We start from the raw sequence: 24,524 nt of genomic DNA, 5'->3' as shown, positions 1-24,524 counted from the left end.
GGCGAAAGTGCTGCTGCCTCCTAGCGGAAACAGTGCCCTTATTCTAGTCCCGGCGCCGGAAAAAGGCGCCGGTGACGGCGGCGCGAAAGGGCTACCGCAAGGAACGGTCCTCAGGGTTCCTGGGCACAACATAGGTGCTGCCATCCGGCCTGGTAATGGTCTCCCACTGCTGGGTTTCCGCCTGGCGCTGGACCAGCAGCCGGCGGTTTTCCTCGGTCATATCGTGGGCCAGCGCAGAGCGGTTGGCCGGGCCGAAGACAGCCCTGAGTTTTCCCGTGGCGCGCATAAAGCGCTGGGAGGCGTTGCCTTTGTCCCCGGACCTGTCCCTGGCCATGAACGCGTTCCTTCCACTCACTGCTTGCTTACCGTCAATGTACACTAATAATTAGTGCACTAACAATGTAAGGAAACCATGACCCCCACATCTCCCGTCGATGCCGCGGATGAAGACCTCTTGCTGGAACACCAGCTGTGCTTTGCGCTGACGGTGGCTGCCCGAAGCGTCGTGGGCGCCTACAAGCCGGTGTTGGAAAAACTCAACCTCACACACCCGCAGTACCTGGTGATGCTGTGCCTGTGGGAGACCAGCCCGCGTACTGTAAGGAACATCAGTGCGGCTTTGGCCCAGGACCCGGCAACCATCTCTCCACTCCTGCGCAGGCTCGAGGCGGCAGGGTTGATTACCCGGGCACGCGCTGAGGGCAACGAACGCGCCCTGGCGGTGGCCCTGACGCCCGAAGGAAGAGCGCTCCGGGAACAAGCACTTCAGGTTCCGGGAACCATGATGGAACGGCTGGGCCTCACCCGGGAACAGGTGACCGAACTGCACGCCTCCATGATGGGACTCATCGCCGCCACGTCGGAGGGCACGCGCTGACCGGCCATCCATCAAGCGGCCCGGCCGCCGGCCCGGGGTTTTCCGGCAAAACCGACGACTAGAATGGCATGACGAAGGGGAGGTGGCCTGATGCGTAACCTACGATTGGCCGCAGCGGTCCTGGCCATGGGTGCCGGGCTGCTCTCCGGTTGCGGCGGTTCGTCCAACGACGGGCCCTCCGCGTCCGGCAGTTCACCCGCAGGGCCCTCTCCCGATACTGAAACTTCGGCCGCGGCCCCCGCGCCCGCAACGTCACGTCCCGGCAATGGGCCGGGGCAGGGCAACGCCAAGCTCGCCATTACCGTGATGCCGTCCGAGGGCGCACCCGCGCTCGACTACATTTTGGTCTGCTCCTCCGGAACCCCCGCCGCGGAAAGCCGCCACCCGGATCCTGCTGCTGCCTGCGCAGCCCTCAAAGCGAACCCCGCCATCGTGGCCCAGGCCGCGCCGGGAAGCAACCGGACCTGCACCCAGCAGTATGGCGGCCCGCAGAAAGCGACTGTGACCGGGGCCGTGGATGGCGTCGCCGTCGAATCCTCCTTCGCCCGGACCAACGGATGTGAAATCAGTGCGTGGGACGCTGCCAAGGATGTGCTCGGTGCCGCCGGTGGAGCTTCTTAGCCTGCTGGCGGAGGACAGCGCCCAGGCACGGGAGGAAGCCCACCTGCAGCGCGTAAGCCGCTACGCCGATCCTTATCTTGCCCGCCGGTCGGCCGGGCAGAAGCATCCGGTGGAAGATTTCCTTTTCACCTATTACACCCAGAAGCCGGGCCAGCTGAAGCGCTGGCACCCGGGGGCCGGGACCGTCCTCACCGGCAGGCAGGCAGCCGCCCGGCAAGGCTGGAAGCACTACCGGACGCTCGACGACGGCGAGCTTGCCTCGCTGGGGCTGGCTGCGGGGAGCATGGCAGTCACCTTTGACCGGGCCGCCTTCCTTGCCGACCGCAAGGAGGCAGTGGCGTTCGCGGGGGTGATCCTTCGCGGCACGGCGGCACGGCCTGCACAGTTCGGCTGCTTCGGCCTGCATGAATGGGCCATGGTCTACCGGCAGGACAAGTTCGATCTCCGCCACGAATACCTGCACCTGCGGCTGGGATCAGCAGGTACGGACAAGGTGGTGGAGGACAACAAGATCCGGTGCACCCACTTTGACGCGTTCCGGTTCTACACCCCGGATGCCATTCCGCTCAACGAGTTTTCACCCAGCCGTGAATCGCAGCGCCACCTGGAGCAGCCGGGCTGCCTGCACGCCAACATGGACCTCTACAAGTGGGCGTACAAGCTGCTGCCGGCCCTTTCGAGCGAACTGGTCATGGACTGCTTCGAACTCTCCTGGCGCATCCGGGCCATGGACATGCAGGCTTCCCCGTACGACCTCGCCGAGTGGGGCTATCCCGCCATTCCCATCGAAACTCCGCAGGGTAAGGCTTCCTACGTTGAGCACCAGCGCAATTTTGCCGCCGAGGCTGCCGCCTTGCGGGAGAGGCTTGCCCTGGACCTGGACGCCCTCGCAGCGGGAGCGCCGAGGTGATCGACCTGTCCATCAGCGTCCGCGATGCCCCGGATGCCCCCGAGTACGTTTTCCGGCTGGTGGCGGAGGACGGAACTTTGGCGGCCGAAACCACCCTGCCGGCACCCGAGGCCGCCCTGGCGGCCGTGGAGGAATTCGGGGAAGACATCTTCTTTCCCCGGCCCGGGCCACCGAGGCTGTGCACCCAACAGTACGGGGGACCCCAGGTTGCCGTCGTTTCCGGCACGTTCCATGGGCGCCCGGTCCATTCGGTCTTCACCCGGACGGACGGCTGCGAGATCGCCCGGTGGAAGGCCATGGCTCCCCTGCTGGGCGGTAACGCCACCTGACCGCCGGACGCCGGGCACGAAAAAGGGTCCCGGACGAAAATCGTCCGGGACCCTCCCCCCATGCTCAGGTGATGGTCATGCTCCGGGTACTGCCTGCGCAATGGCCATCTGGGGCGCGCCGGCCGGGGCCTGGGCAGAGCCGGAACCCACCTGCACGTTTACCCAGGTCTTGATGCCGTTGCTGCCCAGGCTCAGCCGCGAAAGGTATTGCCCATCACCCAGGCCGGCCCAGTTCAGGGTGGCCGAGGTGGCCGTCCCGTTGGGTGCCACGATCGGGTTGGGGTTGACGGTGAGGTTGCCGGCGTCGCCCGCAAAGCTCACCGCCTGGACCGAGGCAGTGGCAGGCCCATTGTCCGGGGTGGCGTACAGGTTGGCCACCACGTAATAGGTGCCCGGCCGGGGCGATTCCAGGTCAAGGAATTCGCTCGCCGAGGCCGTTGCCACCTGGGTTGCCGTCAAGCCGCCCGAACCGTTGGGTGCGTACACCACCATGTCCCAGTCGACGTCGTTCGACTGCGCCTGGATGCCCAGCCGCGCGAAGGTGGAGCCGGCGGGAACCTGCACCTGGACCAGGGCGTTGTGGGCATCATTCGTGGGTGCGTACGCGCCCGGGGTCTTGGTGATCGCGGTCTGGTTCAGTGGCGCCAGGCCTTCCACGCCGACGGCGATCGGGCTGTCCGAGCCCGACACCAGCTCCATGGAGCCGCTGCCCGTGCCCGTGGCCGAGCTGAACGAGAACGACGGAGCGATCTGGGCGTCGACCGGGCGGATGGCAATCGGCGATGTGACGGTCCGCGGGCCCTTCCACGTGAGGCTTCCGGTGCTGAATTTGCCGACCGGTGCGCTGACGTTCCGGATGGTCAGTGTTACTTCACGCGTTTGTCCGGCCTTGGCGAAGTTCAGCGCCTTGGGTTCGACATTGACGTTGAAGCCCGGCATGTTCACCTCGGGCCGGTACATGCCCGGCACCAGGGCCGTCAGCTTGCGCTTGACCTGGACCTCACCCACCAGGCTGCCCAAGGCGACCGACGGGAGGTTGAGGTCGCGGGCGGCGATGGAGCCCGCCTGCGGGGCCCCGGTATCAACGCCTTGTCCGTTCAGGAAACCAAGCCAATCCTGGATGCCGGAGTCGTAAACGAGGCCGGGATCGAGCACCCGGGTGGAGTCGATGTGGCCGGCGCCGCCCTGGAACGGATCCGTGTTGGGCGACCCGTCCGCGTTGACCAGCGGGTAGGCGGTGGTCATCATGGCCGACTTCACCATGGCGGGTGACCACTTCGGTTGCTTGCCAAGCACGAGGGCGCCGAAGCCGGCAATGTGCGGTGCGGCCATGGACGTACCGGACATGAAGCCGAACTGGTCGCCATGGTTGCCGATCGTGGAGACGCCGGCAAGGACGTTCACGCCAGGGGCGGAAATATCAGGCTTGAGCAGGTCGCCGCCTGAAGCGAGGGTGGGCCCGCGGGACGAGAAGCCCGCGATCTGGGGCGCCGGCGCCGGGGGAAGTCCGGTCAGGTCACCCTTGACCAGGCTCACCGTCAGTGCCGTGTTTGCCTGCAGCTTGGACTTCAATTCCAGGCTCTTGGGCGCGTTGACGTGGACGGTGGGAATGACGTGGTTGTCGGCGTCCTCGGAGCTGCTGGTGAGATTCACCAGGATCATGCCGACACCGCCCTTGTCCTGGACTTCCTGGCTCTTGGCAGTCCGGTCCACTACTCCACGGTCACAGACCACCACTTTGCCGGCCACCTTGGCGGGGTCCAGGGTTCCGGGCCCGCACAGGTTGGCGTTGGCCGCCCCGGGAGCAGCGGCAGCAGCGGCCACCACGACAGGCTTGTCCGCAACCTCTGATTTCATGATGGAAGCGCCGCGGTACAGCGAACCATCGGAAACCTTGACCGTTCCCACCAGGTCGCTGGGAAAGGTGGAGGCGGCCACGGTGGTCAGCCACGGTGAGGCATGGTTCACGGTGGAGGCCGTCGGGCCGGAGTTTCCGGCAGAGGCCGACACGAAGACGCCTGCGGCGGCTGCGTTCAGGAAGGCGAGCGCCACGGGATCGGTGGTGCTGTTGTTGTTGCCCGAAATTGAGTAGTTCAGGACGTCCACGCCGTCCTTGATGGCCGCGTCGACGGCCTCAACCGACGATGACGAGTAGCAACCGCCGGTGTCCGGGTTGGTGTCCTCCCAGCACACCTTGTAGACCGATACCTTGGCCGCCGGAGCCACGCCGGAGCTCTTTCCGAAGCTGGCCCCATCAATGACCTGCTCGACGTTGGCATTGCCCGCTGCCGTTGTGGCCGTATGGGTGCCGTGGCTGCCCACGTCCACCGGGGAAATCTGCTCCTCGGGGGCCCGATCGCCCGGGGTCACGTACTGGAGGAAGGAGTCGGCGAAGTAGCGGGCGCCGATCACCTTGGAGTTGCAGAGCGAGCCGTCGAAGCCGGCACCGGTTCCCTGGCCTTTTTGGCATTCGCCTTCAAAGGTGGTTCCGTCCGCCTTGAGCATCGCAATCTTGCCGTCGCCGGTGCGGTAGGGGACGCCCACCTGCGGCGTACCCTGCAGGGGCTGCAGCGGTTCGCCCTGGAGGAAGGGGTTGTCCGGGGCGTAGCCGGAATCGATGACGCCCACCACCACGCCCTTGCCGGCGTTGGCTTCACCCCCGAACTGCTTGGCCCAGGTCCCGTCCGGACCGGTGAGCTTGAGGAAGTCGGTGGTGGTGTAGTCGGGTTTGTTCTCGACGTCCGGCGCCACCACGAGCACGCGCTTGTCCTTGGACAGTTCGGCCGCCTGGTGGGCGGTCAGCTCCGCGGTGAATCCGTTGAGGGCGGCGGTGTACTGCTTGGCCGGGGATACTCCCTGGGCTCCCGCAACGTCACGCTGCTGCTGGCGCAGGTGCGCGTCGTAGGCTTTGTAGTTTGGGCTGCCGGCGTCCAGTTTGCGGCCTTGCTGCGGCTTGGTTGCGCCAAGCCCGGCGGCTCCGCCCTCGTAGGCTGCTGCAGCCGGGCCGGCCAAGACCACGATGTACCGGCCGTCCTTGAACTGGCTGTCTTTCGTGGTGGCGGCGGCATTCTCGAGGCTTTGGCTCCCCGGCGCCGCCGTGGCCGGCGTTACTGCCAGCGAGCTTATGAGGAGGGGCAACCCGACAGCCAGGGCGGCTGCCTTCCGAAGTCCCCCAGCCCGCAAGGGGCTCTTTCCAGTTGATTTCACGCGCAACCCTTTCACGATGTACCGCCCAGACTTGGTGGGCGCCCCAGACGACTGGAACTGCAGAAGTAATTACAGATCTTGTAATTAGCTGAGACCAGACTGTTCACAGGGTACAGACTGAGAGCGAGATATGACATAGAGCACATTTTGGAAATTTTCGCTTGTCATATCCGTCCCGCCGGAACATTCGGGCATGCAAAAAGGGCGCCCCGAAGGGCGCCCCGGAGTTGCTGGGGAATGAATTCCGCGCGGCTAGTGGCGTGGGGTCCGCACCACGTCGCTGATCCACTGCCGGGTCTTCTCGTCCAGCGGGCCGGCGACCCGGGTTTCGCGGGCCATGCGGTCCGCCTTCACCTTCTGCAGCACCATCCTGCCCAGGCCGGCAAAAACGGCAGCGGCAACCATCGGCAACAGCACGGACTTGGAATTTTGCGCCATCAACCAATCCTAGTGAACGCCCTCCGGCAACTCCAGAAGCACATCCTTCGGGCCTCCACCCCGGTCCTCCCGGATCGGGGTCTACTCCATGAACATGCGGAATGCGGCGGCATGGGCCCGGGCCGGTAGAATGATAGGGCAAGCTCGCGGAGCGCCCGTCCACCATGTCCCCGACACCCCGGTACGGCGTGAGACGGCACCACTCCGCTGCGCCCTTAACCAAGCTCACGCACAGGAGTTGCCGGATGCCCCGGATCGTTGTTGACGTCATGCCCAAGCCCGAGATTCTGGACCCGCAGGGGAAGGCGATCGTTGGCGCTCTCCCCCGGCTGGGCTTCACCAGCTTCAGCTCTGTCCGCCAGGGCAAGCGCTTCGAACTGACGGTCGACGGCGAGGTGACGGAAGAAATCCTGGCCCAGGCCCGCGATGCCGCCGAGACACTCCTGTCCAACCCCGTGATCGAGGACGTCGTCAACGTCGAGGTCGTCGAGGCCTGAAATGACTGAACTTCCCCTGATCGGCGAGGCCGTGGCCGTCGCCGCAGAGCCGCGCCTCGCCGGCGCCCGGATCGGCGTCGTGACTTTCCCCGGGACCCTTGACGACCGCGACGCCGCCCGCGCCGTCCGCCTGGCCGGTGCCACCGCCGTCGAACTCTGGCACGGCGACACGGAACTTGGCGACGTGGACGCCGTGGTCATCCCCGGCGGATTCTCCTACGGCGATTACCTGCGCGCCGGCGCGATCGCCCGTTTCGCCCCGCTGATGTCAAAGATCATCGACGCCGCGAACAGCGATGCCAAGCTCCCCGTGCTGGGCATCTGCAACGGCTTCCAAATTCTCACCGAGTCGCACCTGCTGCCCGGTTCCATGATCAAGAACGACCACCTGAAGTTCCTCTGCCGCGACCAGGTGCTGCGCGTCGAGAACGCCAACACCGCGTGGACGCTGGACTACCAGGCGGGCCAGGAGATCACCATCCCGCTGAAGAACCAGGACGGCCAGTACATCGCGGACGAGAAGACCCTGGACGCCCTTGAGGCCGAGGGCCGCGTGGTGTTCCGCTACGTCGGTTTCAACCCGAACGGCTCCCGCCGCGACATCGCCGGCATCTCCAACGCCGCAGGCAACGTGGTGGGCCTCATGCCGCACCCGGAGCACGCCGTTGAGCCGGGCTTCGGCCCCGAGGCTGCGTTCTCCCGTGAGACGGGCGCCGGCGGTTCCGACACCGACGGCCTCGGCTTCTTCACCTCCGTACTGAACAAGATTGTGGGAGGCGACAAGTGACCACCGAAACCACCAAGAAGTTCAACATCGACACCGTCGAGAACGCAGCCAAGACCCCGGATACCGAGCTGCCCTGGGCTGAACTTGGCCTGAAGCGGAACGAATTCGACGAGATCGTCAAGGTCCTGGGCCGCCGCCCCACCGGCGCCGAACTGGCCATGTACTCCGTCATGTGGAGCGAGCACTGCTCCTACAAGTCCTCCAAGAACCACCTGCGCCAGTTCGGCCAGAAGGTCACCGAGGAAATGAAGAAGGACATGCTGGTGGGCATCGGCGAAAACGCCGGCGTGACCAACCTGGGGGACGGCTGGGCCGTGACCTTCAAGATCGAATCGCACAACTCGCCGTCGTTCGTTGAGCCCTACCAAGGCGCCGCGACCGGCATCGGCGGCATTGTCCGCGACATCATTTCCATGGGCGCCCGCCCGGTTGCCGTAATGGACCCGCTGCGTTTCGGCGCCATCGACCACCCGGACACGGCCCGCGTCATGCACGGCGCGGTTGCCGGCATCGGCGGCTACGGCAACTCCCTGGGCCTGCCCAACATCGGCGGAGAAATGGTCTTCGACTCCGTGTACCAGGGCAACCCGCTGGTCAACGCGCTCGCCGTGGGCGTCATGCGGCACGAGGACATCCGCCTGGCCAACGCCTCCGGCAAAGGCAACAAGGTGGTCCTGTTCGGTGCCCGCACCGGCGGCGACGGCATCGGCGGCGCCTCCGTGCTGGCCTCCGAGTCCTTTGATGACACCAAGCCCTCCAAGCGCCCCGCCGTGCAGGTGGGCGATCCCTTCGCCGAGAAGGTCCTCATCGAGTGCTGCCTGGAGCTCTTCAAGGGTTCCCTGGTGGAAGGCATCCAGGACCTCGGCGCCGCAGGCATCTCCTGCGCCACGTCGGAGCTCGCCTCCAACGGTGACGGCGGCATGCAGGTTGAGCTGACCTCCGTCCTGCTCCGCGACCCCACGCTGACCCCGGGCGAGATCCTGATGTCCGAATCGCAGGAACGCATGATGGCCGTGGTCACCCCCGAAAACGTGGAAGCGTTCGAGGCCGTGATGGACAAGTGGGCTGTTGAGTATTCCTGGCTGGGCGAGGTGACCGACACCGGCCGCCTCATCATCACGTGGGAAGGCGACGTGATCGTCGACGTCGACCCCCGCACCGTGGCCCACGACGGCCCGGTCTACGACCGCCCGTTCGCCCGCCCCGAGTGGCAGGATGCCGTCCAGGCCGACACCTTCACGGGCTCGGTGCAGGACGCCGGCCGGCCGGCAGCCCCTGCTGAGCTGGCCAAGGCCGTCACCGATCTCGTGGCATCGCCGAACATGTGCTCCAAGTCCTGGATCACCAACCAGTACGACCGCTACGTCGGCGGCAACACCGCCATGGCATTCCCCGATGACGCCGGCGTGGTCCGGGTGGACGAGGAAACCGGCCTGGGCGTTGCCCTGGCCACCGACGCCAACGGCCGCTACACCTACCTCGATCCGTACCACGGCGCGCAGCTGGCCCTGGCGGAGGCCTACCGCAACGTGGCCACTGCCGGCGCCATCCCCATGGCCGTCAGCGACTGCCTGAACTTCGGCTCCCCCGAGGACCCGGACGTCATGTGGCAGCTCGCCGAGGCCATCCGCGGCCTGTCCGACGCCTGCATGGTGCTGGGAATCCCGGTCACCGGCGGCAACGTCTCGCTCTACAACCAGACGGGCACCACGCCCATCCACCCCTCCCCCGTGGTGGCGGTCCTGGGCAAGCTCGACGACGTCGCCCGCCGCACGCCGTCGGGCTGGCGCGAGGACGGCCAGGCCATCTACCTGCTGGGCACCACGGGCGCCGAGCTGGATGGTTCCGAGTGGGCGAACATGCGCGGCCACCTGGGCGGCCAGCCGCCGAAGGTGGACCTCGAGGCCGAACGCGCACTGGGTGAAATCCTGATCAACGCGTCCCGCGACGGCATGATCGACTCCGCGCACGACCTCTCCGAAGGAGGCCTCGCGGCTGCCCTGGTGGAGTCCTCGCTGCGTTACGGCGTTGGCGCCAGGATCGCGCTTCAGGACGTCATGGACCGCGACGGCGTGGACCTGTTCACGGCGCTCTTCTCCGAGTCGCAGGGCCGTGCCGTGGTAGGCGTTCCCCGTTCCGAGGAGGTCCGCTTCACGGACATGTGCACCGCCCGCGGCTTTGCCCACACCCGCATCGGCGTGGTGGATGCGGCCAGCGGCAAGCTGGAGATCAACGGCGTGGAGGGGCTGTCCCTCGACGCACTCCGCGAAGCCCACGAAGGGACACTGCCGAAGTACTTCGGCTAGGCCCCACAGAACGCGGACGGACACTCAAGCCCATAGAGAGGGCTTTGGGTGTCCGTCCGCATTTAAGGACCGGTTCAGTCCTCGCTGTGGAGCTCCCGCTGGCGGGCGCTGAGCAGCTCAATCTCCGGCAGGGCTGCCACGAAGCGCTCGACGGCGGCAAGCACCTCCACGAGGTGCGCCCGGTCAGCAGAAACCAAGCCGACGCCCAGCTGTGTGCGCCGGTACTGGCTGTGGTCCCCCACCTCAGCCACCGAGACATCGAACCGGCGCCTCAGTTCCGCCAGCAGCGGCCTGACAACCGAGCGCTTCTCCTTGAGGCTGTGGACCGGCCCCAGCAGTATGTCGAACTCGATCCAACCGATCCACATGGGTTCATGCTATCGAGGGTCAGATGGTGAGTTCACCCATCAGGTCCCAGCCTTCGCCGTCGAACTGGCGGCTGACGATTTTCGGTGTTTCCACAAGGGCTTGCGGCATGTCCGCCATGGCCTTCTTGAAGTGGTCACTGTTGACGTGGTCGCCGGCAGCGTCGTCCTTGAAGGCTTCCACCAGGACGTATTCGTTGGGGTCCTCCAAGCTGCGGGACCAGTCGAACCACAGGTTGCCCGGTTCCTGCCGGGTGGCCTGGGTGAAGTCCGCAACGAGGTCCGGCCAGCGTTCAGACCATTCGGGCTTGACCTTGAACTTGACGACGATAAAGATCACTGGGATGTTCCTTCCGCGGCGAGAGAGCGTGCCCCTTCAATGTACCGGGAAGTAACGTGCCGCTGTGCGGCGCGGGTGACTGGTCCGCCGGCGGCGTAGAACCAGTTGGCGGGCTTGCTGAAGGCGCGGATCCGAAGCCACACCTTCCCCTCCCCATCAAGCTCCACTTCGAAGGACTCTTCGCCACGGGCGGGATGGCCGGGAAGCGTACCGTAGCCAAAGCCGGCCGATTGCGGCCCGTCCAGGTCCGAAGGTTCGTGGACCCACACCACCTGGCACGGCGCATTCAGGCGGAAGGGCCCGACGCCGAATCCGCTCACCACGCGAACGCCGGGCGCCGCCCTCGGTGACCCCGCACGGACCCGCAGCCCGGCCCGCCGCTGCAGCTCCCAGCCAAGGATGCCGTCCGCGACGTGCCGGTACACTGTGGTCCCGGAGCCAAGGTAAGCCTCCCTGAGGACGCGGCCATACCCGGCCGGAGCCGTGCCGGCTTCAGTGCTTCCGGCGCCGGGGTAGTTCAGGCCACCCCCGGGGTGTCCCTCTTCAATCATCGCTTCCGGCCCTTTCGAGGCGCGCCCACCCCAGTTGCTCCTGCTGCTTCCGGCTCAGGCCGGCCACCACCAGGTCATAGGAATCCTCCATCATGTCCCGGATCATCGCTGCCGGCAGGTTGCCATCAAGGCGCACCCCGTTCCAATGGGTCTTGTTCATATGCCACGCACCGGTAATCTCCGGGTGCACTGCGCGCAACTGTACCGCCAGCGCCGGTTCACACTTCAGGCTCACCGAAAAGTCGCGCTCGTCCATGGTGGACACGGCGAACAACTTGGCCTCGTGCCGGGCGCCCCCGGCGATATGGGCACGGACCTTGAAGACTGAGGTTTCCGGTCCGAACGGAAAATCCTCATATACTCCCGGGAACGAAAGGCAGATCGTCCTCAGCTCAGTTGGGTCCATGAAGGAAGCCTATAAAGCCGGACTGCGCGGTGCTAGTCTGCGAGCATGTCACTCGACCAGGGCCCCATACCTGTTCTGGACCTGCATTCCGCACGGCAGGCGGACGGCTCTTTCAGCCCGGAATTCATCGAACAACTGCGGCACGCCACCCACAATGTCGGGTTCTTCCAAATCACGGGATACGGGGGCAGGCCAGGGCAGGCCGAACAGCTTCTGGACATCATCCGGCGTTTCTTCAACCTGCCGCTGGACGAACGGATGAAGCTGGACAACCGTTTGTCACCGCACTTCCGCGGCTACACGCGGATGGGTACCGAAGTCACCCAGGGGCGCGCGGACGCCCGGGAACAGATCGATTATTCGCCGGACCGCGAGCCGGTTCCGGAGGTTCCGGCAGACCAGCCGTACTGGCTTTTACAGGGCCCCAATCTCTGGCCCGGAGAGGCGTTCCCCGAACTCCGGCCGGCCGCCATGGAGTGGGCCGCGCTGATGTCCGGTGTGGGCATGGAACTGCTCAGGGCCATTGCCGTTTCGCTGCAACTTCCCGAAGACTACTTCGACGAACCATTCCGCGATGCTCCCGCCTGGATGGGCAAGCTGGTGCACTACGTGGGCGGTGTGGTGGAATCCGCCGGCGACCAGGGCGTGGGCTCGCATGCCGACTACGGCTTCGTAACCCTGTTGCTGCAGGACAATGTGGGCGGCCTTGAAGTGCTGCCCCCTGGTACCAGCCGCTGGCTGCCGGTGGAACCGCTGCCGGGGGCCCTGGTGGTGAACCTGGGCGAGATGCTGGAGGTAGCCACCGAGGGGTACCTTGCGGCCACCATCCACCGGGTCCAGGCGCCGCCTCCTGGCGTCGACCGCTACTCGGTACCGTTCTTCTGGTCGCCCCGGCTGGACGCGGTGATCCAGCCGGTCCCCCTGGCTCCGGAGCTGAAGGCCGCGGCACGGGGCATCACTGATGATCCCGCCAACCCCCTGTTGGCGTCCTTTGGCATGAACATGCTCAAAGGACGCATGCGCGCCCATCCGGACGTCACCGAGCGGCACTATCCGGAGCTGATGAAGCGCTAGAGGTTGTACTTCCAGGCCCATTGGGCCGGACAGGCGTTCATCACCACGTCCAGGCCCGCCGCCTTGGCGCGTTCCGCGGCGGCTTCGTCGATCACCCCCAGCTGCAGCCATACGGCTTTGGCGCCGGTGGCGATGGCCTGGTCCACCACGTCACCCACCCGCTGCGAGTTCACGAAGCAGTCCACGACGTCGATAGGCCGCTTTTCCGCCGGAATGTCAGCGAGGGTGCGGTACCCGGTCTCGCCATGGACAGGTTCGCCGGGCAGGTTGACGGGGATGATTTCCATGCCGAGCTTGTCCCGGATGAACAGCGACGTATCGTAGGCGGCGCGCCACTCATTGGTGGTCAGGCCCACGATGGCCCACCGCCCTTTGGTGCGCATGAGGCGTTCAATGACTGCGGGATCGTTGGTGTGGCCCATGCGATCAGCCTACGCCGCACTCTCCGGAGCCGTTGATGCCAGGCACCGGCTGCGCCCGCTGACTACTTCGCCGGGGATTCAGCCTTCCTGCCGCTGCCCTGGCCCGGCGACTGGCCCACTGGTCCCGGCGCATCAGCCGACTTGGGCGTGGCTGCACCGGGGCCGTCCTGGCCCACTGCCGGAGCCTTCGCCGCGGGCGCGTCCGGCTTGCCTGCTGCCGGCGTCCCCGGAGGCGTGGCGCCTGCCGCCGGTGGTACGCCGCCGTCGTCCCGGCCGCGGCCGTTCCCGTCCGTCCCGCCTCCCGGCGCGGCGGGAAAAGCAGCCCCCAGCCGGGCCGGCACGCAGGCTACCGGCCTGCCGCCGTCGTCGTGCGTGGAAGCTCCGCCGCAGCTTCGCACGGCCCCACGGCCCGTCGCTCCGGCAGCGTCCTCCAAAAGGCGGGTCGCGTGGCTTCTGCCGGGTGCGGCCGCGGCGGGTGAAGGTGACGAAACCGTGCCCGGGACTTCCCCATCGGCGGCGGGGACCGGGGACCGGTAGCCGCCTCCTGCGGCCGAAGCATTGGTGGTGGACGGCGCGCCCCACGGTGGAGTCCAGTCAGCCAGCACGTGCTGCAATGTTTCACTTCCGGGTGCGGAGGAGCTGGCGGCAACCCCGCCAACCCCCAATCCCATTGCGGCCACCAGGACCAGGCCCAGGGCGGTCGGGCGGTGGCGCCGCCGACGGCGCGCGAGGTCATCGGCGGGCTGCTCCCCGGCAGGAGGGTCTTCCAAGGCGCCTCCCGCCACCGGCGTGCCGGCGGCTGGTGCCAGCAAGGCGGCAAGCTCCGCACTGGGTGCCGGAGCGGGCAGCGAAGCCAGCGAACCGAGCGAAAGCAGGACGTCGCGAAATTCCGGGTCATCGCCGCAGCCGGCGTCCCGGAGCATGTCGTCGACAAGGGACACGAGGTTGCCTGATGGTTGTGTCATGGCGCGAGGTACTCCTTCACTGACGCCAGCTCCCGGAGTTTCAGCAGCGCGCGGCGCTGGAGCTGCTTCACGGACCCGGGGCTCTTGTCCATGGCCTCCGCCGCCTGTTCCACGGTCAGGCCGGCCACGAGGCGAAGCGAGAGCGCTTCGCGCTGGTCTTGCGGCAGCCCGGACAAAAGTTCCAGGACTTCGCCGGGCGAGATGTTGCGCAGGGCTTCCTTTTCGGCGGAGGTGTCTTCGCGCTGGTCGAGCTGGGGCTCGAACGGCAGCTTTACCGGGTGACGGCTTTGGCGCCGGCGATCGTCCACCATCCGGGCATGGGCAACGCTGAAGATGAAGGTCCGCAGCCCCGCTTCGCCTCCCCGCACGGTGTCGAGGCGGGGCAGGACGGAAAGGAACACTTCCTGCATGGCCGCCTCCGGATCGTCGACTCCCCGGGCGGCAAGATAGCCCAGGACTTGTGATGCGTACGTTTTGTAGACGAGGCTGAAGGCAGCAGGCCCGGGGACGGCGTGGTCCGGGGCCGCATCTGTCTGTGCATCGGTCACTGACGTGGAGCTTTCAATCAAAAGGGCGTCGGCAAGGGAAGCGTCTCACGGGATTCCGGAACGCTGGTCCTACTTTACCCTTCAGTAACCTTCCCGACCGGTGAGCGCCACGGAACTCCGTCCGCGTGCGGCCTTGCCAAGAGATCAAAAGAGCCGGCCTGGAACGTGATGGGGGACAGGTTCCAGACCGGCACTTCACAGGGGTAATCGCTGCGGACCCCCGAAGGGTTACGCCCTTGTGAAAGTTTTTTTGATTTTATTCATCCCGTCCTCAACGGGTAGCTGCGCTGGCCCAACGCGGCGCGGCCTGCCTGCGCGTTGTTTTCGCCAATGCATAGGCGTGCAGCCTCACCGGCAGCCGCCGGTCATCACACGCCGGTACGACGACGGGCAGGTCGCCAGGAGCTGCGACGCCGGCGGCAGCGGGTACAGCGGCGGGACGGGAGACTGCCCCGGCGGGGCTGAGATCGGTGACCAGGCCCGTCCCCGCACATTCACGAACGGCCGCGATACCGGCAGCTACCGCCGCCTTGTCCTCGAATCCTTGCGAGACGGCCATGACCGACCCATCGGGCCCCAGCAGCCGGAACCTGTAGAGCAGCTCCGGATCAAGAAAGACTTCAATGTTTCCTGCCACGGCATGTCCTTCCGGTCTGGTGTTTTCGACCGGCGACGGCTCTTCGCTGGGTGCATCCCTGCACCGCCAAACGCATAGTGGGACCGTCCGCTGATCAGTTCAAATGGTGTTAACGAGTCTGGCCGCCGCGGCTGCAGGGGTACAAGACCAGCTGCGTTAAGCCTGTGTAAATTACTGCCCACGCCCCCAAACGCCGGCGGCGGCCCACCCACAATGGGTGGCCCGCCGCCGTCGTCTACCGTATTCCGGAGGGACGTGTCAGTCGTTGATGAGGTCGTTCACCACGATGGTCTGGTCCCGGTCCGGGCCAACGCCAATAGCGGAGAACCGGGTGCCGGACAGCTTCTCCAGCGCCAGCACGTAGTTCCTGGCGTTTTCCGGGAGGTCCGCGAGGGTGCGGGCGCCGGTGATGTCCTCGGTCCAGCCCTCGAAGTATTCGAAGATGGGCTTGGCGTGGTGGAACTCGGTCTGCGTCATGGGCATCTCATCGTGGCGGACGCCGTCCACGTCGTAGGCCACGCACACAGGGATCTGCTCGATGCCGGTGAGCACGTCCAGCTTGGTGACGAAGTAGTCCGTGAAGCCGTTCACGCGGGAGGCGTGGCGGGCCAGGACGGCGTCGTACCAGCCGCAGCGGCGCGGGCGGCCGGTATTGACGCCGAACTCACCGCCGGTCTTCTGCAGGTACATCCCCATCTCGTCGAAGAGCTCGGTGGGGAACGGTCCGGCCCCAACGCGGGTGGTGTAGGCCTTGATGATGCCGATCGAGCGGGAGATCCGGGTAGGGCCGATGCCCGAGCCCACGGACGCGCCGCCGGCGGTGGGGTTGGAGGAGGTCACGAATGGGTAGGTGCCGTGGTCCACGTCCAGGAACGTGGCCTGGCCGCCCTCCATCAGGACCACCTTGCCCTCGTCCAGGGCGGTGTTAAGGACCAGGGTGCTGTCGATGACCAGCGGGCGGAGGCGGTCGGCAAAGGACAGGAAGTAATCAACGATCTCGTCCACCACAACGCTGCGGCGGTTGTAGACCTTGACCAGGAGCTCGTTCTTCTGGCGCAGCGAGCCTTCCACCTTCTGGCGGAGGATGGATTCGTCGAAGACGTCCTGGACACGGATGCCCAGCCTGGCCACCTTGTCCATGTAGGCGGGGCCAATGCCGCGGCCGGTGGTTCCGATGGCGCGGCTGCCGAGGAAACGTTCGGTCACCTTGTCCAGCACCTGGTGGTAGGGGGCCACCAGGTGGGCGTTGGCGGACACGCGGAGCCGCGAGGTATCGGCGCCGCGGGCCTGGAGTCCGTCGATCTCCTGGAAAAGGGCTTCGAGGTTCACCACGCAGCCATTGCCGATGATGGGCACCGCGTTGGGGCTGAGAATGCCTGCGGGCAGCAGTTTGAGTTCGTACTTTTCACCGCCTACGACGACGGTGTGCCCGGCGTTGTTCCCGCCGTTGGGCTTGACGACGTAGTCAACACGGCCGCCCAGAAGGTCGGTGGCCTTGCCTTTTCCTTCGTCGCCCCACTGGGCTCCTACGATCACAATTGCTGGCATGGGATCCTCCCCCATTCGTTCGGGCTGCCCGGGTCCGGCCGCGGGGAGCGGACCTGCGCAGCGCCGTTCATGAGAATGCCCCGAACAGACCGGCCGTCGCCGGACCGCGGGGCGGCTCAGCGATGCAAGAGTTCCGGGGCTCTTACCACCCAAGTTTAGCGGATCAGGCACTTTGTCCACTCGATGGGCCCGCCGCGGCCCCGCAAGGGACTGCGGCGGGCCTGGTCCCTTACTCGTCCTCGGCTTCCCCGGCCGGCCGGGACGTCTGTTCGGCGAGAGTGTCCCAGAAGGAGGTGTCGGCGTCGGCAATGGAACCGTCCGCGATCGCCGCGGCGGTGGAGGTCAGGGTGGTGACCGTCTGCTTGATCAGGTAGCCGTTGCTCCGCTGCCCCAGCGCGTAGCCGTCCAGGTAATGGTCGGACATGCCGCGCATCTCGAAAAGCAGGGTGGCAATTCCGTATTCCACGGAGATGCCGTTGCGGCTGATGGTCTCCGCACTGCCGCCCTGGTACTTGCCCAGGTGGCCCCAGCCGGTGGAGTCCACGTTGTTGAAGACCACGGCGCCGAGCCGCTTGGATTTCTCGACGACGGCGGGATCGGCGTTCGGGGTGGTGGGGTACAGGATTGACCCGGACACCAGCTTGCCGTCGCGTTCAGCGCGGGTGCCCTGGTGGTGCAGGTCGATCATGTAATCGACGCGGTACTTGCGCATCACGTTGCTGTGCAGGGCCTGGGTCTCCGGCTGGACCTTGGCCACGTGGTCCCGGTTCAGGTCCACGCCCTCCGCGTTGTAACGCGTCAGGTGGCGGTCGCCTTTGGCGAGGTAGTCGTCCAAGGAAAAATTCACGTCCCCCATGGCGCCATCGGCATTGAGCATGGGCACGATCAGGATATTGACGCCGTCCAGGATGCCGGACGACTTGCCGGTGCCCAAGTGCTTGATGAACTCCATGGCGCCCTCGGTGGTGAGCTGTTCGTTGCCATGCTGCTGGGTCAGGTAGAGGATGGTGGGTTTGGCCGGGTCAGAGATGTATTTGACCAGGTGGATATCGCGGCCCTTGACCGTCTGGCCGATCACTTCCAGCTCCATGGCCGGTTGCTTGGCGTCCTGGTCCTTAAGGAAGGAGACCATCTGACTGTACGTAGCCAGCTTGCTTGTGGTGATCTGGCCGTTGCCGCCGTAGTTGGGGCCTTCGCCAACTGCCAGGGCCGGCGCGGGTGCGGCGACGACAGCGAGCGACAGGGCGCCTGCTGCCGTAAGGGCCTTGAAAGCAGCCAGGGATTTTTTCACGTGCGGTACCTCTTTCGAGTGCATTGAGTGGTTCCAGCCGCCATGTCCCCCATCGCGGGCTGTGACAAAATACAAGCAATAATGTGAAATTCTGTCAATTAATTTGACAGCTTGCATTTAATGCTGGAACGTACCGCACACCAACGCCAATAACGGTTGGAAAGTCGAAAAAGTTCCTCGTGCTGGAGTAGAAAATTATGACGATCGATAACTAACCGCTCCGGCGGCAGAAGTACCCAGGTAAAGGGTCAATAGTCCGGGCTGATTAATCAGGCCAACGCGGACGGCAGAAACTTTATATTCACCGGCTCGCGCTGAGACGTCGCCTGGTTTTACGCCCTGCCACGGCTTGTCAGGCTGGACGTTGACGTGGATGGAAACAAGGGAGCCGAACGCCGTCACGACAGTTCCGGCATCGGTAAGCGCGCCTGCGACGATTGGGGCCAGCGTTGCCTCCAGGTTGGACACCACCGTGTCCAGTGGCACCGCAACGGAGTTGGTGACGGCAGACACAACCCCGTTCACCAGCAGTGACGTCAACGGTGAGCTTAGGTTTAGCCCCAAGGGAATGACGGTTGGTTGAACGGTCCCTGCCCTGAATTGCCCCACGCTTCCGGCGATCTCAATCCTGGTGCTGCCCAACGAAACGCCAGTGAGCGGGACCTCAACGCTCGCCGTGACAGTCGCAGACGCGATCACGGCATCAACAGCCGTCCGCAGGTGCGTGGTGATCTGTGCCAGCAGAGCCCGCGCGTCCGCCTGCAATTGCGTTATGTCCGCCTCCGTCAGGAACACCGGCGTGTTAGCGTCCCGCCCGTTAGCGAGCGGATCCTTTCCCGGAAGCTTGGCCAGATCCACGTTGAGGCGGCCCGCGCCAAGGTTGAGAGTGACAGCACCTCGTGCCTGGGGTTGGGTAAGCACCTTCCGGACTTCATCGAGATTCACGGCTCCCACGTCGGCTGATGTGGTGGTCTTAACCAGGCCCAGAGGCGCCAGCGCGTTCTGAACGGCTTGACCCAGTGCACTGATGAGGTTTTGCTGCAGGGCCTGCGGTGCGGGGATGCTGCCGAGCGCGGCGTTCGTGGTGCTAATGATTGATCCGGCTGCAGGCACATTCGTGCCCAGGTTCAGGCTGGCGACGCCGTACTCCCGCGTGACGGCAGGGTTTGCCGCCAGCGTCGGCCAGCCGTTGATCAGGTCGCATCTCTGGACGGACGCGGACGACGCCACAGCACCTATGTCCAGTGTCACCCCGGCCAGTGACGCGGGAACAAGGTTGTCCAGCCTGACGGTGGCCGACTGGGGTGAGGTGGCAGCTCCAGTGGCCGTTCCGCCCACGTCGACAGCCCCGGACTGGTCGGTGACCAGTCCGGCGGCGGCGCGGGTTTGTCCACTGTCCTGCACCTGCGCCCACTGCGTGTACGTGCCCAGGCCTCCTACCGGAACGCCGAGGCCCAGGCCCACGGTCACAGGGTTGGTCCCCAGGGCCGTGACAGGCAGCTTGCTGATAAAGGCGTCCGGAATCCCCGTCACCGGAGTAGCCGACAGCGGCTGCGGCGACGCTGCGCCGCCGGCGTTGGTGACGGTGAGGCCTTCAACTCCCGCGATGGAATTGAGGTCCGTTCCTAGTACCCTGCCGGAAAGCTGGGTTGCGGACGCCTGGCCGCTGAAAAGGGTGTTGGTGGAACAGTCCCCCGGGGAACCAACGCCGACAGAACCGCCGGCCCATTCGTTGTCCACCCATGCCGCCGTGGTGACGGTGGTGGTCGCCACCAGGGAGACTGCGGCCGCTGCCGCTATGGCAACGGATGTCCGTGGGTTCCTTGCCCCGCGTCGCAGCAGGTTCTCGCGCGCGGTCTTCACGATGCCTCCCCCCTCCGGGTCATGTTCCGGCGGGCTGCAGCCACCACCGCTGCGCCGAGGAGCAACAGGCCGCCGCCAGCCAACAGCCCCTGCACTACCGCTGCCCCGGTATTGGCCAACGGTGCGGGCGGCCGCTGGCCGGACGGGACCACGGCGTGGTCGTTCCCGGCAGCGGTGACCCCAATACCCAGCGTCAGCGCGGTGTCCGGCGGGTCCTGCGAATCCGCGGGCCGGGACAAGACAAATCGAAGGTAGGGCGAGGATCCGATGCGCAGATCACGCAAGGGAACCAGCACATCCTGGCGATGTTCAACGAGCGTTACCGGCGCTATCCGCGGCGTGGAGCCGATGGGGCAACGCAGGTCCCCGCCCAAGCCGCTGCTTCCCTGCCACGGGACATCGCATTCGTCCACGGACACAACGTAGGTGTCCGTACCGGCGATCTCACCGTCGGCGGTGACCTGCAGGGTGGACTCGCCGCTGGGCTGGTCCAGCGAAATGCCTATTTGCCAACTGAACGATTCCCCCGCTGACAGCACCGGCAGTGTCAGTGGATAGACCGACGAGGAGAGCGACAGGAAGCCGGCCGCCCCCGTCTCCGGTACCGGAATCAGCTGCTCGTCCGCCACGGCTGCGCCAGGCGCAGCGCCCACCAGCAAAACCGCGACAACCCCCGCGGCCCGTACGACGTCCCTGGTGCTGGGTCCCGCCATGTCATCTACGACCTTACTGTTGTGGTTTCGCCCCGGTGGCGCAGATCTCTGCCTGGACCGCGGCCCGGCGCCGCGGCCAGTAGGCCCACGTGACCAGTGCTGCCACCGCCAGGGTTGCCGCGCCCAGGAACTCCGGCCCCCGGGAGGCCATGATCCAGGTTCCCAACCCGGGAACCGTGAAGAGCACCTTCTGCGCCGTGGCCACCTCGTAGGGCAACGGATCATCCGAAGTGTTGGCGTCGCCGCGGAGCCTTAGCGACGCTGTGGCCCCCTCCACACTGGGCGGGTAAACTGCCACCACGCGGTGGGTCACCAGGGCGGTCGCCGCCTCCCGGCGGACCGACACGACGTCGCCCGGGACGAGATCCTTGGCGGTGACCTGCACGGTCAGGGACAGCGCACCGACTGGATAGAGCGGCTCCATCGATCCCGTACGGAAGACGACGAAGGACGCCTTGAAGAAGAAGCCCAGGACCAGGACAAGGATGCACGCCAGCCCCAACAGGGCAACGACGGTGAGCAAAGCTTCGCGGAATCCCCTGGCCACACGGAGGGCAGCCGGCCGGGCCCGGGGATCGGACGCCAATCCCGGCAACCGGAACCCGGGCTTGCGCCGGGACGCTGTCTGCCTCATCGGAGGGGTTATGGCAGGCCCACTGTGCTTGAGAACTTCCAGAGCGGGACGGTCTTCTGCCCCTGCAGGGATGACGGGGCATCCGTGGGAAGGGTCAGGGCGAAGCAGATATCCACCGCGGTGCCAGGGGTGGCGTTGTCACCCCTGGGCAGGCTGATATTGGTCGCGGCTCCGGGGACAGAGATGGTGTTGAGGGTTGAGCCCGCAGGAATAATATTTGCGTTCTGCACGGGACCGAATCCTGCAGCGTTGCATGACGAACTCGGCACACCCTGCTTGGCTTCGTATCTCAGTGCCGAATAGAGCTGGGACGTGTTGGTGACCCCGTCTATGGGAAGGGACTGCTCCGCCTCGGTCAAGCTGGCTACCAGGGCTTCGGATCCGGCCACCGCCCGCAGCTGCATCGGTGCGTAAACGGTGCTGCCCGGCACCAGGTTGTCCGCATTGACGCTGAAGGTCAACGCCCCGCCGTTCCGGTCCGGCTGGTCACTCCATGCTGCTGTTCCACCGGTGCCTGTCCACGTGTTTTGCTGCATCTGGTACACCTTGGTCCCCGGGCCACCGCCGTTGTCGCTCTGGCCGAAGACCCACTCGTTGTCCGTCCACGCCGCGAGAGTGAAGGCCGCGCCGATCCCCAAGACAAGGCCGCCGGCAAGAATAGCGCGGACTTTATTAGCCTTTTGCGAGCGCGGCTTAGCGGTGGCTGATCCAACCATGATTTCCCCCAAATTAGAATTAAACCCCGAACGGTAAGACCGGGACACGGGTATGGGGGATTATCGGTATTTCCCCCAAAAACCGATGTTTCTAGATCACCATCACTTACTAATTAAAGTCAAGTCGGTGTATTAAATGTTATCAAGTACCGCTTTCTCTCGGCGGAATCGTGCGGACGAGCTCCGACTGACGCTGCCGCGCCACAATATGAAACCGATTTGCCCCGCCGCCACGCTGTCGCTTTAGGTAAGAGTGGACCATCCGGAGCGGCTGAGAGACCTGGCTCAATGACGCCGCAGCAACCACGGTCCGGCAGGAAAGCTGCCGGCCGAAGGTGCTACTGCCAGGACCGATGGAAGGAAGATTCCAGCATGCCCCTCAACACCGACCATATTCGCGCCACCCACGCCGGGTCCCTGCCTCGCACCGATGAACTCATCGCAGCCAACACCGCAAAGGAATCCGACGGGATCACCCCGGCGTTCCTGGAGCTCCTGGAAGACTCCGTTGTGGGCGTGGTCCAGCGCCAGAAGGACCTGGGCATCGATATCCCCAACGACGGCGAGTACGGGCATACGATGTCCAACTCCGTGGACTACGGGGCCTGGTGGAACTACTCCTTCGCCCGGCTCGGCGGCCTGGAGCCGACCACCGTGGACCGGTGGGCTGAAGCCGAAGTCCGGCGGTCGTCCCCCGGAAACGTTGTCCTGACGTCCTTCCCCGACCGGCGGGACCGGCAGGCGTTCAATGAGGCGTACAACGATCCCTCCTCCGGGATCCTGGCGCACCGGAAGAGCGTGTCCCAACCCAAGATCGCCGGGCCCCTGACATATACCGGCCATGACCTGGTGGCCTCGGACATCAAGAACCTGAAGACCGGGCTCGCCGCGGCAGGCCTCAGCGAAGGATTCGTGGCGTCCCTCTCCCCCGGTTCCTGCGCCCGCGTCGCCAATGAGTACTACAAGAACGATGAGGAGCTGGTCTACGCCTGCGCCGATGCGATGCGCGAGGAATACAAAGCCATCATCGACGCCGGCCTGACGGTCCAGCTCGACGATCCGTCCCTGGCCGAGAGCTGGGACCAGATCAACCCGGAGCCGTCCCTGGAGGACTACCTGAAGTTCATTCAGCTGCGCGTCGAGGCCACCAACTGGGCCTTGCGGGACCTTCCGCAGGAACAGGTCCGGCTGCACGTTTGCTGGGGCTCCTGGCATGGTCCGCACACTACGGACATCCCATTCGCCGACATCATCGGCTCAGTGCTGCAGGTCAACGCCGGCGCGTACTCCTTCGAGGCGGCCAATGTCCGCCACGAGCACGAATGGCGTGTCTGGGAGGACACCGCCCTTCCTGAGGGCAAAGTGATCATCCCCGGCGTCGTCTCCCACGCCACCAATGTGGTGGAGCACCCGGACCTGGTGGCGGACCGGATTGTCCGCTTCGCCAAGCTGGTGGGACGCGAGAACGTCATCGCGTCCACCGACTGCGGCCTGGGCGGCCGGGTGCATCCGCAGATCGCATTCGCCAAGCTGGAGGCTCTTGGCGAGGGCGCCCGCCGCGCCACCGGGCGCCTCTGGTAGTTATCCGCCCCTTCCGGGAATGACCGCCGGTCCACTGCGCCATGAATGAGGTGCGCTGGACCGGCGTTTCGTTTCTCCGGGCTTGGTAAACTGGCAAAGGCCGACCCGGAATCGGCCCACCCCAACTAACCACCGTTGATGAGCTGCGCCACCGTGCGCCCATTTTCGGCGGTGGACGCAACATCAATCCCCGCAGGAGAACCAGCCCTTCATGACCGCACTGGCCCCCGAAACATTCCACGAACAGCTCATGAGCCGCCGTTACGAGCCCAGCGTTGCCGCTGTCAACGAGCTGTGCGATTCCCTGCAGGAAGCGAAGCCCGGAACCGTGGTGCCCTACGTGGACCCCATGCACGATGTTGAGGAATGCCGCATCATCAGCCTGTACTCCAATATTGGCGAGATGGACCAGTCCGGTTTCATCACTGCCGGTGACCAGGACGCCGCGACCCGCATGCTGGGCATCCAGTGGAAGCTGGGCCTGCGCCCGGAATTCGTGATGCCCTGGAACGTCCACCCGTGGCACGTCCCGGGGGAGGCCAACGGAAAATTCACCCCGGACCAGGTGCAGGCAGGTTTGAAGCCGCTGCTGAAGTTCCTCGCCCTGGTCCCCCGCGCCTCCGTGATCGTGGCGCACGGCACGGAGGCAAACCGCCTGGCCAACCTGCTGCTGAAGACCGAAGTCCCGCTGCTGTGGCGCCGCGGCCTCAAGACCTACAAGGTCCGCTCCCTGAGTGGCCGCGCCTTCGCCGGTTCACCGGCCCGCCAGGAGGAGTTCCTCGCGGACATGCACACGGCGTACGCCGATGCCATGGCACGCACCGGCATCGCCCACCAGGCCTAGGGTTTCGACGCGGCTCAACCACCGACGACGGCAGGTCACCTTCGCTGGGAAGGT

At 65.7% G+C, this 24,524-nt stretch carries 27 protein-coding genes and 1 riboswitch; of the genes, 10 read left to right on the top strand and 17 right to left on the bottom strand.

Annotated elements, in window-relative coordinates:
* Window positions 1-91: 91 nt before the first annotated feature.
* A complete protein-coding gene (locus C563_RS0116385; protein ID WP_018763155.1) occupies window positions 92-334 on the bottom strand; it encodes a hypothetical protein in 243 nt (80 codons plus the stop codon).
* Window positions 335-412: 78 nt separating this feature from the next.
* On the opposite strand from C563_RS0116385, the gene C563_RS0116380 reads away from it, so the two are divergent.
* From C563_RS0116380 to C563_RS0116365, 4 genes are all read left to right on the top strand, one after another.
* Complete coding sequence (locus tag C563_RS0116380) at window positions 413-877, top strand: MarR family winged helix-turn-helix transcriptional regulator (RefSeq protein WP_018763154.1); 465 nt, start codon at window positions 413-415, stop codon at window positions 875-877.
* A 90-nt stretch (window positions 878-967) separates the two neighbouring features.
* Window positions 968-1,498, top strand: coding sequence for an SSI family serine proteinase inhibitor (locus C563_RS0116375; protein WP_026264981.1), 531 nt, complete (start codon window positions 968-970; stop codon window positions 1,496-1,498).
* Complete coding sequence (locus C563_RS0116370) at window positions 1,476-2,408, top strand: hypothetical protein (protein WP_018763152.1); 933 nt, start codon at window positions 1,476-1,478, stop codon at window positions 2,406-2,408. Before C563_RS0116375 ends, C563_RS0116370 begins: the two co-directional genes overlap by 23 nt.
* On the top strand, window positions 2,405-2,737 hold the full coding sequence (locus C563_RS0116365; RefSeq protein ID WP_018763151.1) for a hypothetical protein: 333 nt from the start codon (window positions 2,405-2,407) through the stop codon (window positions 2,735-2,737). The genes C563_RS0116370 and C563_RS0116365 overlap by 4 nt, the downstream gene beginning before the upstream one ends.
* Window positions 2,738-2,812: 75 nt before the next feature.
* On the opposite strand, the gene C563_RS0116360 is transcribed toward C563_RS0116365, so the two are convergent.
* Together C563_RS0116360 and C563_RS0116355 are read right to left on the bottom strand one after the other, a co-directional pair.
* On the bottom strand, window positions 2,813-5,920 hold the full coding sequence (locus C563_RS0116360; RefSeq protein WP_018763150.1) for a S8 family serine peptidase: 3,108 nt from the start codon (window positions 5,918-5,920) through the stop codon (window positions 2,813-2,815).
* Window positions 5,921-6,196: 276 nt separating this feature from the next.
* Complete coding sequence (locus C563_RS0116355; RefSeq protein ID WP_018763149.1) at window positions 6,197-6,382, bottom strand: hypothetical protein; 186 nt, start codon at window positions 6,380-6,382, stop codon at window positions 6,197-6,199.
* A gap of 245 nt (window positions 6,383-6,627) precedes the next feature.
* Between C563_RS0116355 and purS the strand changes: the two genes are divergently transcribed.
* Genes purS through purL form a run of 3 tightly spaced genes read left to right on the top strand, consistent with a single transcriptional unit; the run spans window position 6,628 to window position 9,972 of the window.
* Entirely contained in the window at window positions 6,628-6,879 is a 252-nt protein-coding gene (purS, locus tag C563_RS0116350) for a phosphoribosylformylglycinamidine synthase subunit PurS (RefSeq protein ID WP_015935902.1), read from the top strand.
* 1 nt (window position 6,880) lies between these two features.
* The gene (purQ, locus tag C563_RS0116345; RefSeq protein WP_018763148.1) at window positions 6,881-7,666 is read left to right on the top strand and encodes a phosphoribosylformylglycinamidine synthase subunit PurQ; all 786 of its coding nucleotides are present in this window, start codon (window positions 6,881-6,883) and stop codon (window positions 7,664-7,666) included.
* Window positions 7,663-9,972 carry a phosphoribosylformylglycinamidine synthase subunit PurL gene (gene purL / locus C563_RS21490; RefSeq protein WP_018763147.1) on the top strand — a complete coding sequence of 770 codons (2,310 nt, stop codon included), beginning with the start codon at window positions 7,663-7,665 and terminating at the stop codon, window positions 9,970-9,972. Before purQ ends, purL begins: the two co-directional genes overlap by 4 nt.
* Window positions 9,973-10,046: 74 nt before the next feature.
* Here the strand turns inward: purL and C563_RS0116335 are convergent, their stop codons facing one another.
* The 4 genes from C563_RS0116335 to C563_RS0116320 are packed head-to-tail and all read right to left on the bottom strand — an operon-like array spanning window position 10,047 to window position 11,634.
* The gene (locus tag C563_RS0116335; protein ID WP_018763146.1) at window positions 10,047-10,340 is read right to left on the bottom strand and encodes a DUF503 domain-containing protein; all 294 of its coding nucleotides are present in this window, start codon (window positions 10,338-10,340) and stop codon (window positions 10,047-10,049) included.
* A 19-nt stretch (window positions 10,341-10,359) separates the two neighbouring features.
* On the bottom strand, window positions 10,360-10,677 hold the full coding sequence (locus C563_RS0116330) for a putative quinol monooxygenase (RefSeq protein ID WP_018763145.1): 318 nt from the start codon (window positions 10,675-10,677) through the stop codon (window positions 10,360-10,362).
* The gene (locus C563_RS0116325; RefSeq protein ID WP_018763144.1) at window positions 10,674-11,228 is read right to left on the bottom strand and encodes a DUF1990 family protein; all 555 of its coding nucleotides are present in this window, start codon (window positions 11,226-11,228) and stop codon (window positions 10,674-10,676) included. The genes C563_RS0116330 and C563_RS0116325 overlap by 4 nt, the downstream gene beginning before the upstream one ends.
* Window positions 11,221-11,634, bottom strand: a complete 414-nt coding sequence (locus C563_RS0116320; protein WP_018763143.1) for an MmcQ/YjbR family DNA-binding protein — start codon at window positions 11,632-11,634, stop codon at window positions 11,221-11,223. The genes C563_RS0116325 and C563_RS0116320 overlap by 8 nt, the downstream gene beginning before the upstream one ends.
* Window positions 11,635-11,679: 45 nt before the next feature.
* Here C563_RS0116320 and C563_RS0116315 point away from each other — a divergent pair, with 45 nt between their 5' ends.
* Window positions 11,680-12,708, top strand: coding sequence for an isopenicillin N synthase family dioxygenase (locus C563_RS0116315; protein WP_018763142.1), 1,029 nt, complete (start codon window positions 11,680-11,682; stop codon window positions 12,706-12,708).
* On the opposite strand, the gene C563_RS0116310 is transcribed toward C563_RS0116315, so the two are convergent.
* From C563_RS0116310 to C563_RS0116265, 10 genes are all read right to left on the bottom strand, one after another.
* Window positions 12,705-13,130 carry a CoA-binding protein gene (locus tag C563_RS0116310; RefSeq protein WP_018763141.1) on the bottom strand — a complete coding sequence of 142 codons (426 nt, stop codon included), beginning with the start codon at window positions 13,128-13,130 and terminating at the stop codon, window positions 12,705-12,707. The two genes, C563_RS0116315 and C563_RS0116310, sit on opposite strands and share 4 nt — an antisense overlap.
* Before the next feature lie 62 nt (window positions 13,131-13,192).
* On the bottom strand, window positions 13,193-14,095 hold the full coding sequence (locus C563_RS0116305; protein WP_018763140.1) for a hypothetical protein: 903 nt from the start codon (window positions 14,093-14,095) through the stop codon (window positions 13,193-13,195).
* On the bottom strand, window positions 14,092-14,643 hold the full coding sequence (locus C563_RS0116300; protein ID WP_026264977.1) for an RNA polymerase sigma factor: 552 nt from the start codon (window positions 14,641-14,643) through the stop codon (window positions 14,092-14,094). Before C563_RS0116300 ends, C563_RS0116305 begins: the two co-directional genes overlap by 4 nt.
* A gap of 271 nt (window positions 14,644-14,914) precedes the next feature.
* Window positions 14,915-15,280 (bottom strand): DUF1508 domain-containing protein, encoded by a 366-nt coding sequence (locus tag C563_RS0116295; protein ID WP_018763138.1) that lies wholly within the window; start codon window positions 15,278-15,280, stop codon window positions 14,915-14,917.
* 258 nt (window positions 15,281-15,538) lie between these two features.
* A complete protein-coding gene (locus C563_RS0116290) occupies window positions 15,539-16,828 on the bottom strand; it encodes an adenylosuccinate synthase (protein ID WP_018763137.1) in 1,290 nt (429 codons plus the stop codon).
* A 229-nt stretch (window positions 16,829-17,057) separates the two neighbouring features.
* Window positions 17,058-18,143: a M14 family zinc carboxypeptidase gene (locus tag C563_RS0116285; RefSeq protein ID WP_018763136.1), complete on the bottom strand. Its 1,086-nt coding sequence runs from the start codon at window positions 18,141-18,143 to the stop codon at window positions 17,058-17,060.
* A gap of 171 nt (window positions 18,144-18,314) precedes the next feature.
* Entirely contained in the window at window positions 18,315-19,982 is a 1,668-nt protein-coding gene (locus C563_RS0116280; RefSeq protein WP_018763135.1) for a choice-of-anchor G family protein, read from the bottom strand.
* A complete protein-coding gene (locus C563_RS0116275) occupies window positions 19,979-20,695 on the bottom strand; it encodes a hypothetical protein (RefSeq protein WP_018763134.1) in 717 nt (238 codons plus the stop codon). The genes C563_RS0116280 and C563_RS0116275 overlap by 4 nt, the downstream gene beginning before the upstream one ends.
* A gap of 13 nt (window positions 20,696-20,708) precedes the next feature.
* Complete coding sequence (locus C563_RS0116270; protein ID WP_018763133.1) at window positions 20,709-21,329, bottom strand: hypothetical protein; 621 nt, start codon at window positions 21,327-21,329, stop codon at window positions 20,709-20,711.
* Between the two features lie 8 nt (window positions 21,330-21,337).
* Complete coding sequence (locus C563_RS0116265) at window positions 21,338-22,045, bottom strand: SipW-dependent-type signal peptide-containing protein (protein ID WP_026264975.1); 708 nt, start codon at window positions 22,043-22,045, stop codon at window positions 21,338-21,340.
* A 255-nt stretch (window positions 22,046-22,300) separates the two neighbouring features.
* A riboswitch (SAM riboswitch) is annotated at window positions 22,301-22,405 on the top strand.
* Between the two features lie 12 nt (window positions 22,406-22,417).
* On the opposite strand from C563_RS0116265, the gene C563_RS0116260 reads away from it, so the two are divergent.
* On the top strand, window positions 22,418-23,626 hold the full coding sequence (locus C563_RS0116260) for a cobalamin-independent methionine synthase II family protein (protein ID WP_018763131.1): 1,209 nt from the start codon (window positions 22,418-22,420) through the stop codon (window positions 23,624-23,626).
* Between the two features lie 211 nt (window positions 23,627-23,837).
* On the top strand, window positions 23,838-24,470 hold the full coding sequence (locus C563_RS0116255) for a uracil-DNA glycosylase (protein ID WP_018763130.1): 633 nt from the start codon (window positions 23,838-23,840) through the stop codon (window positions 24,468-24,470).
* The last annotated feature ends 54 nt before the right edge of the window (window positions 24,471-24,524 follow it).

Origin of the sequence: Arthrobacter sp. 135MFCol5.1, assembly GCF_000374865.1 — a bacterium.
Taxonomy (GTDB): Bacteria; Actinomycetota; Actinomycetes; order Actinomycetales; family Micrococcaceae; genus Arthrobacter.
This window is presented reverse-complemented; position numbering and strand designations above follow the sequence as displayed.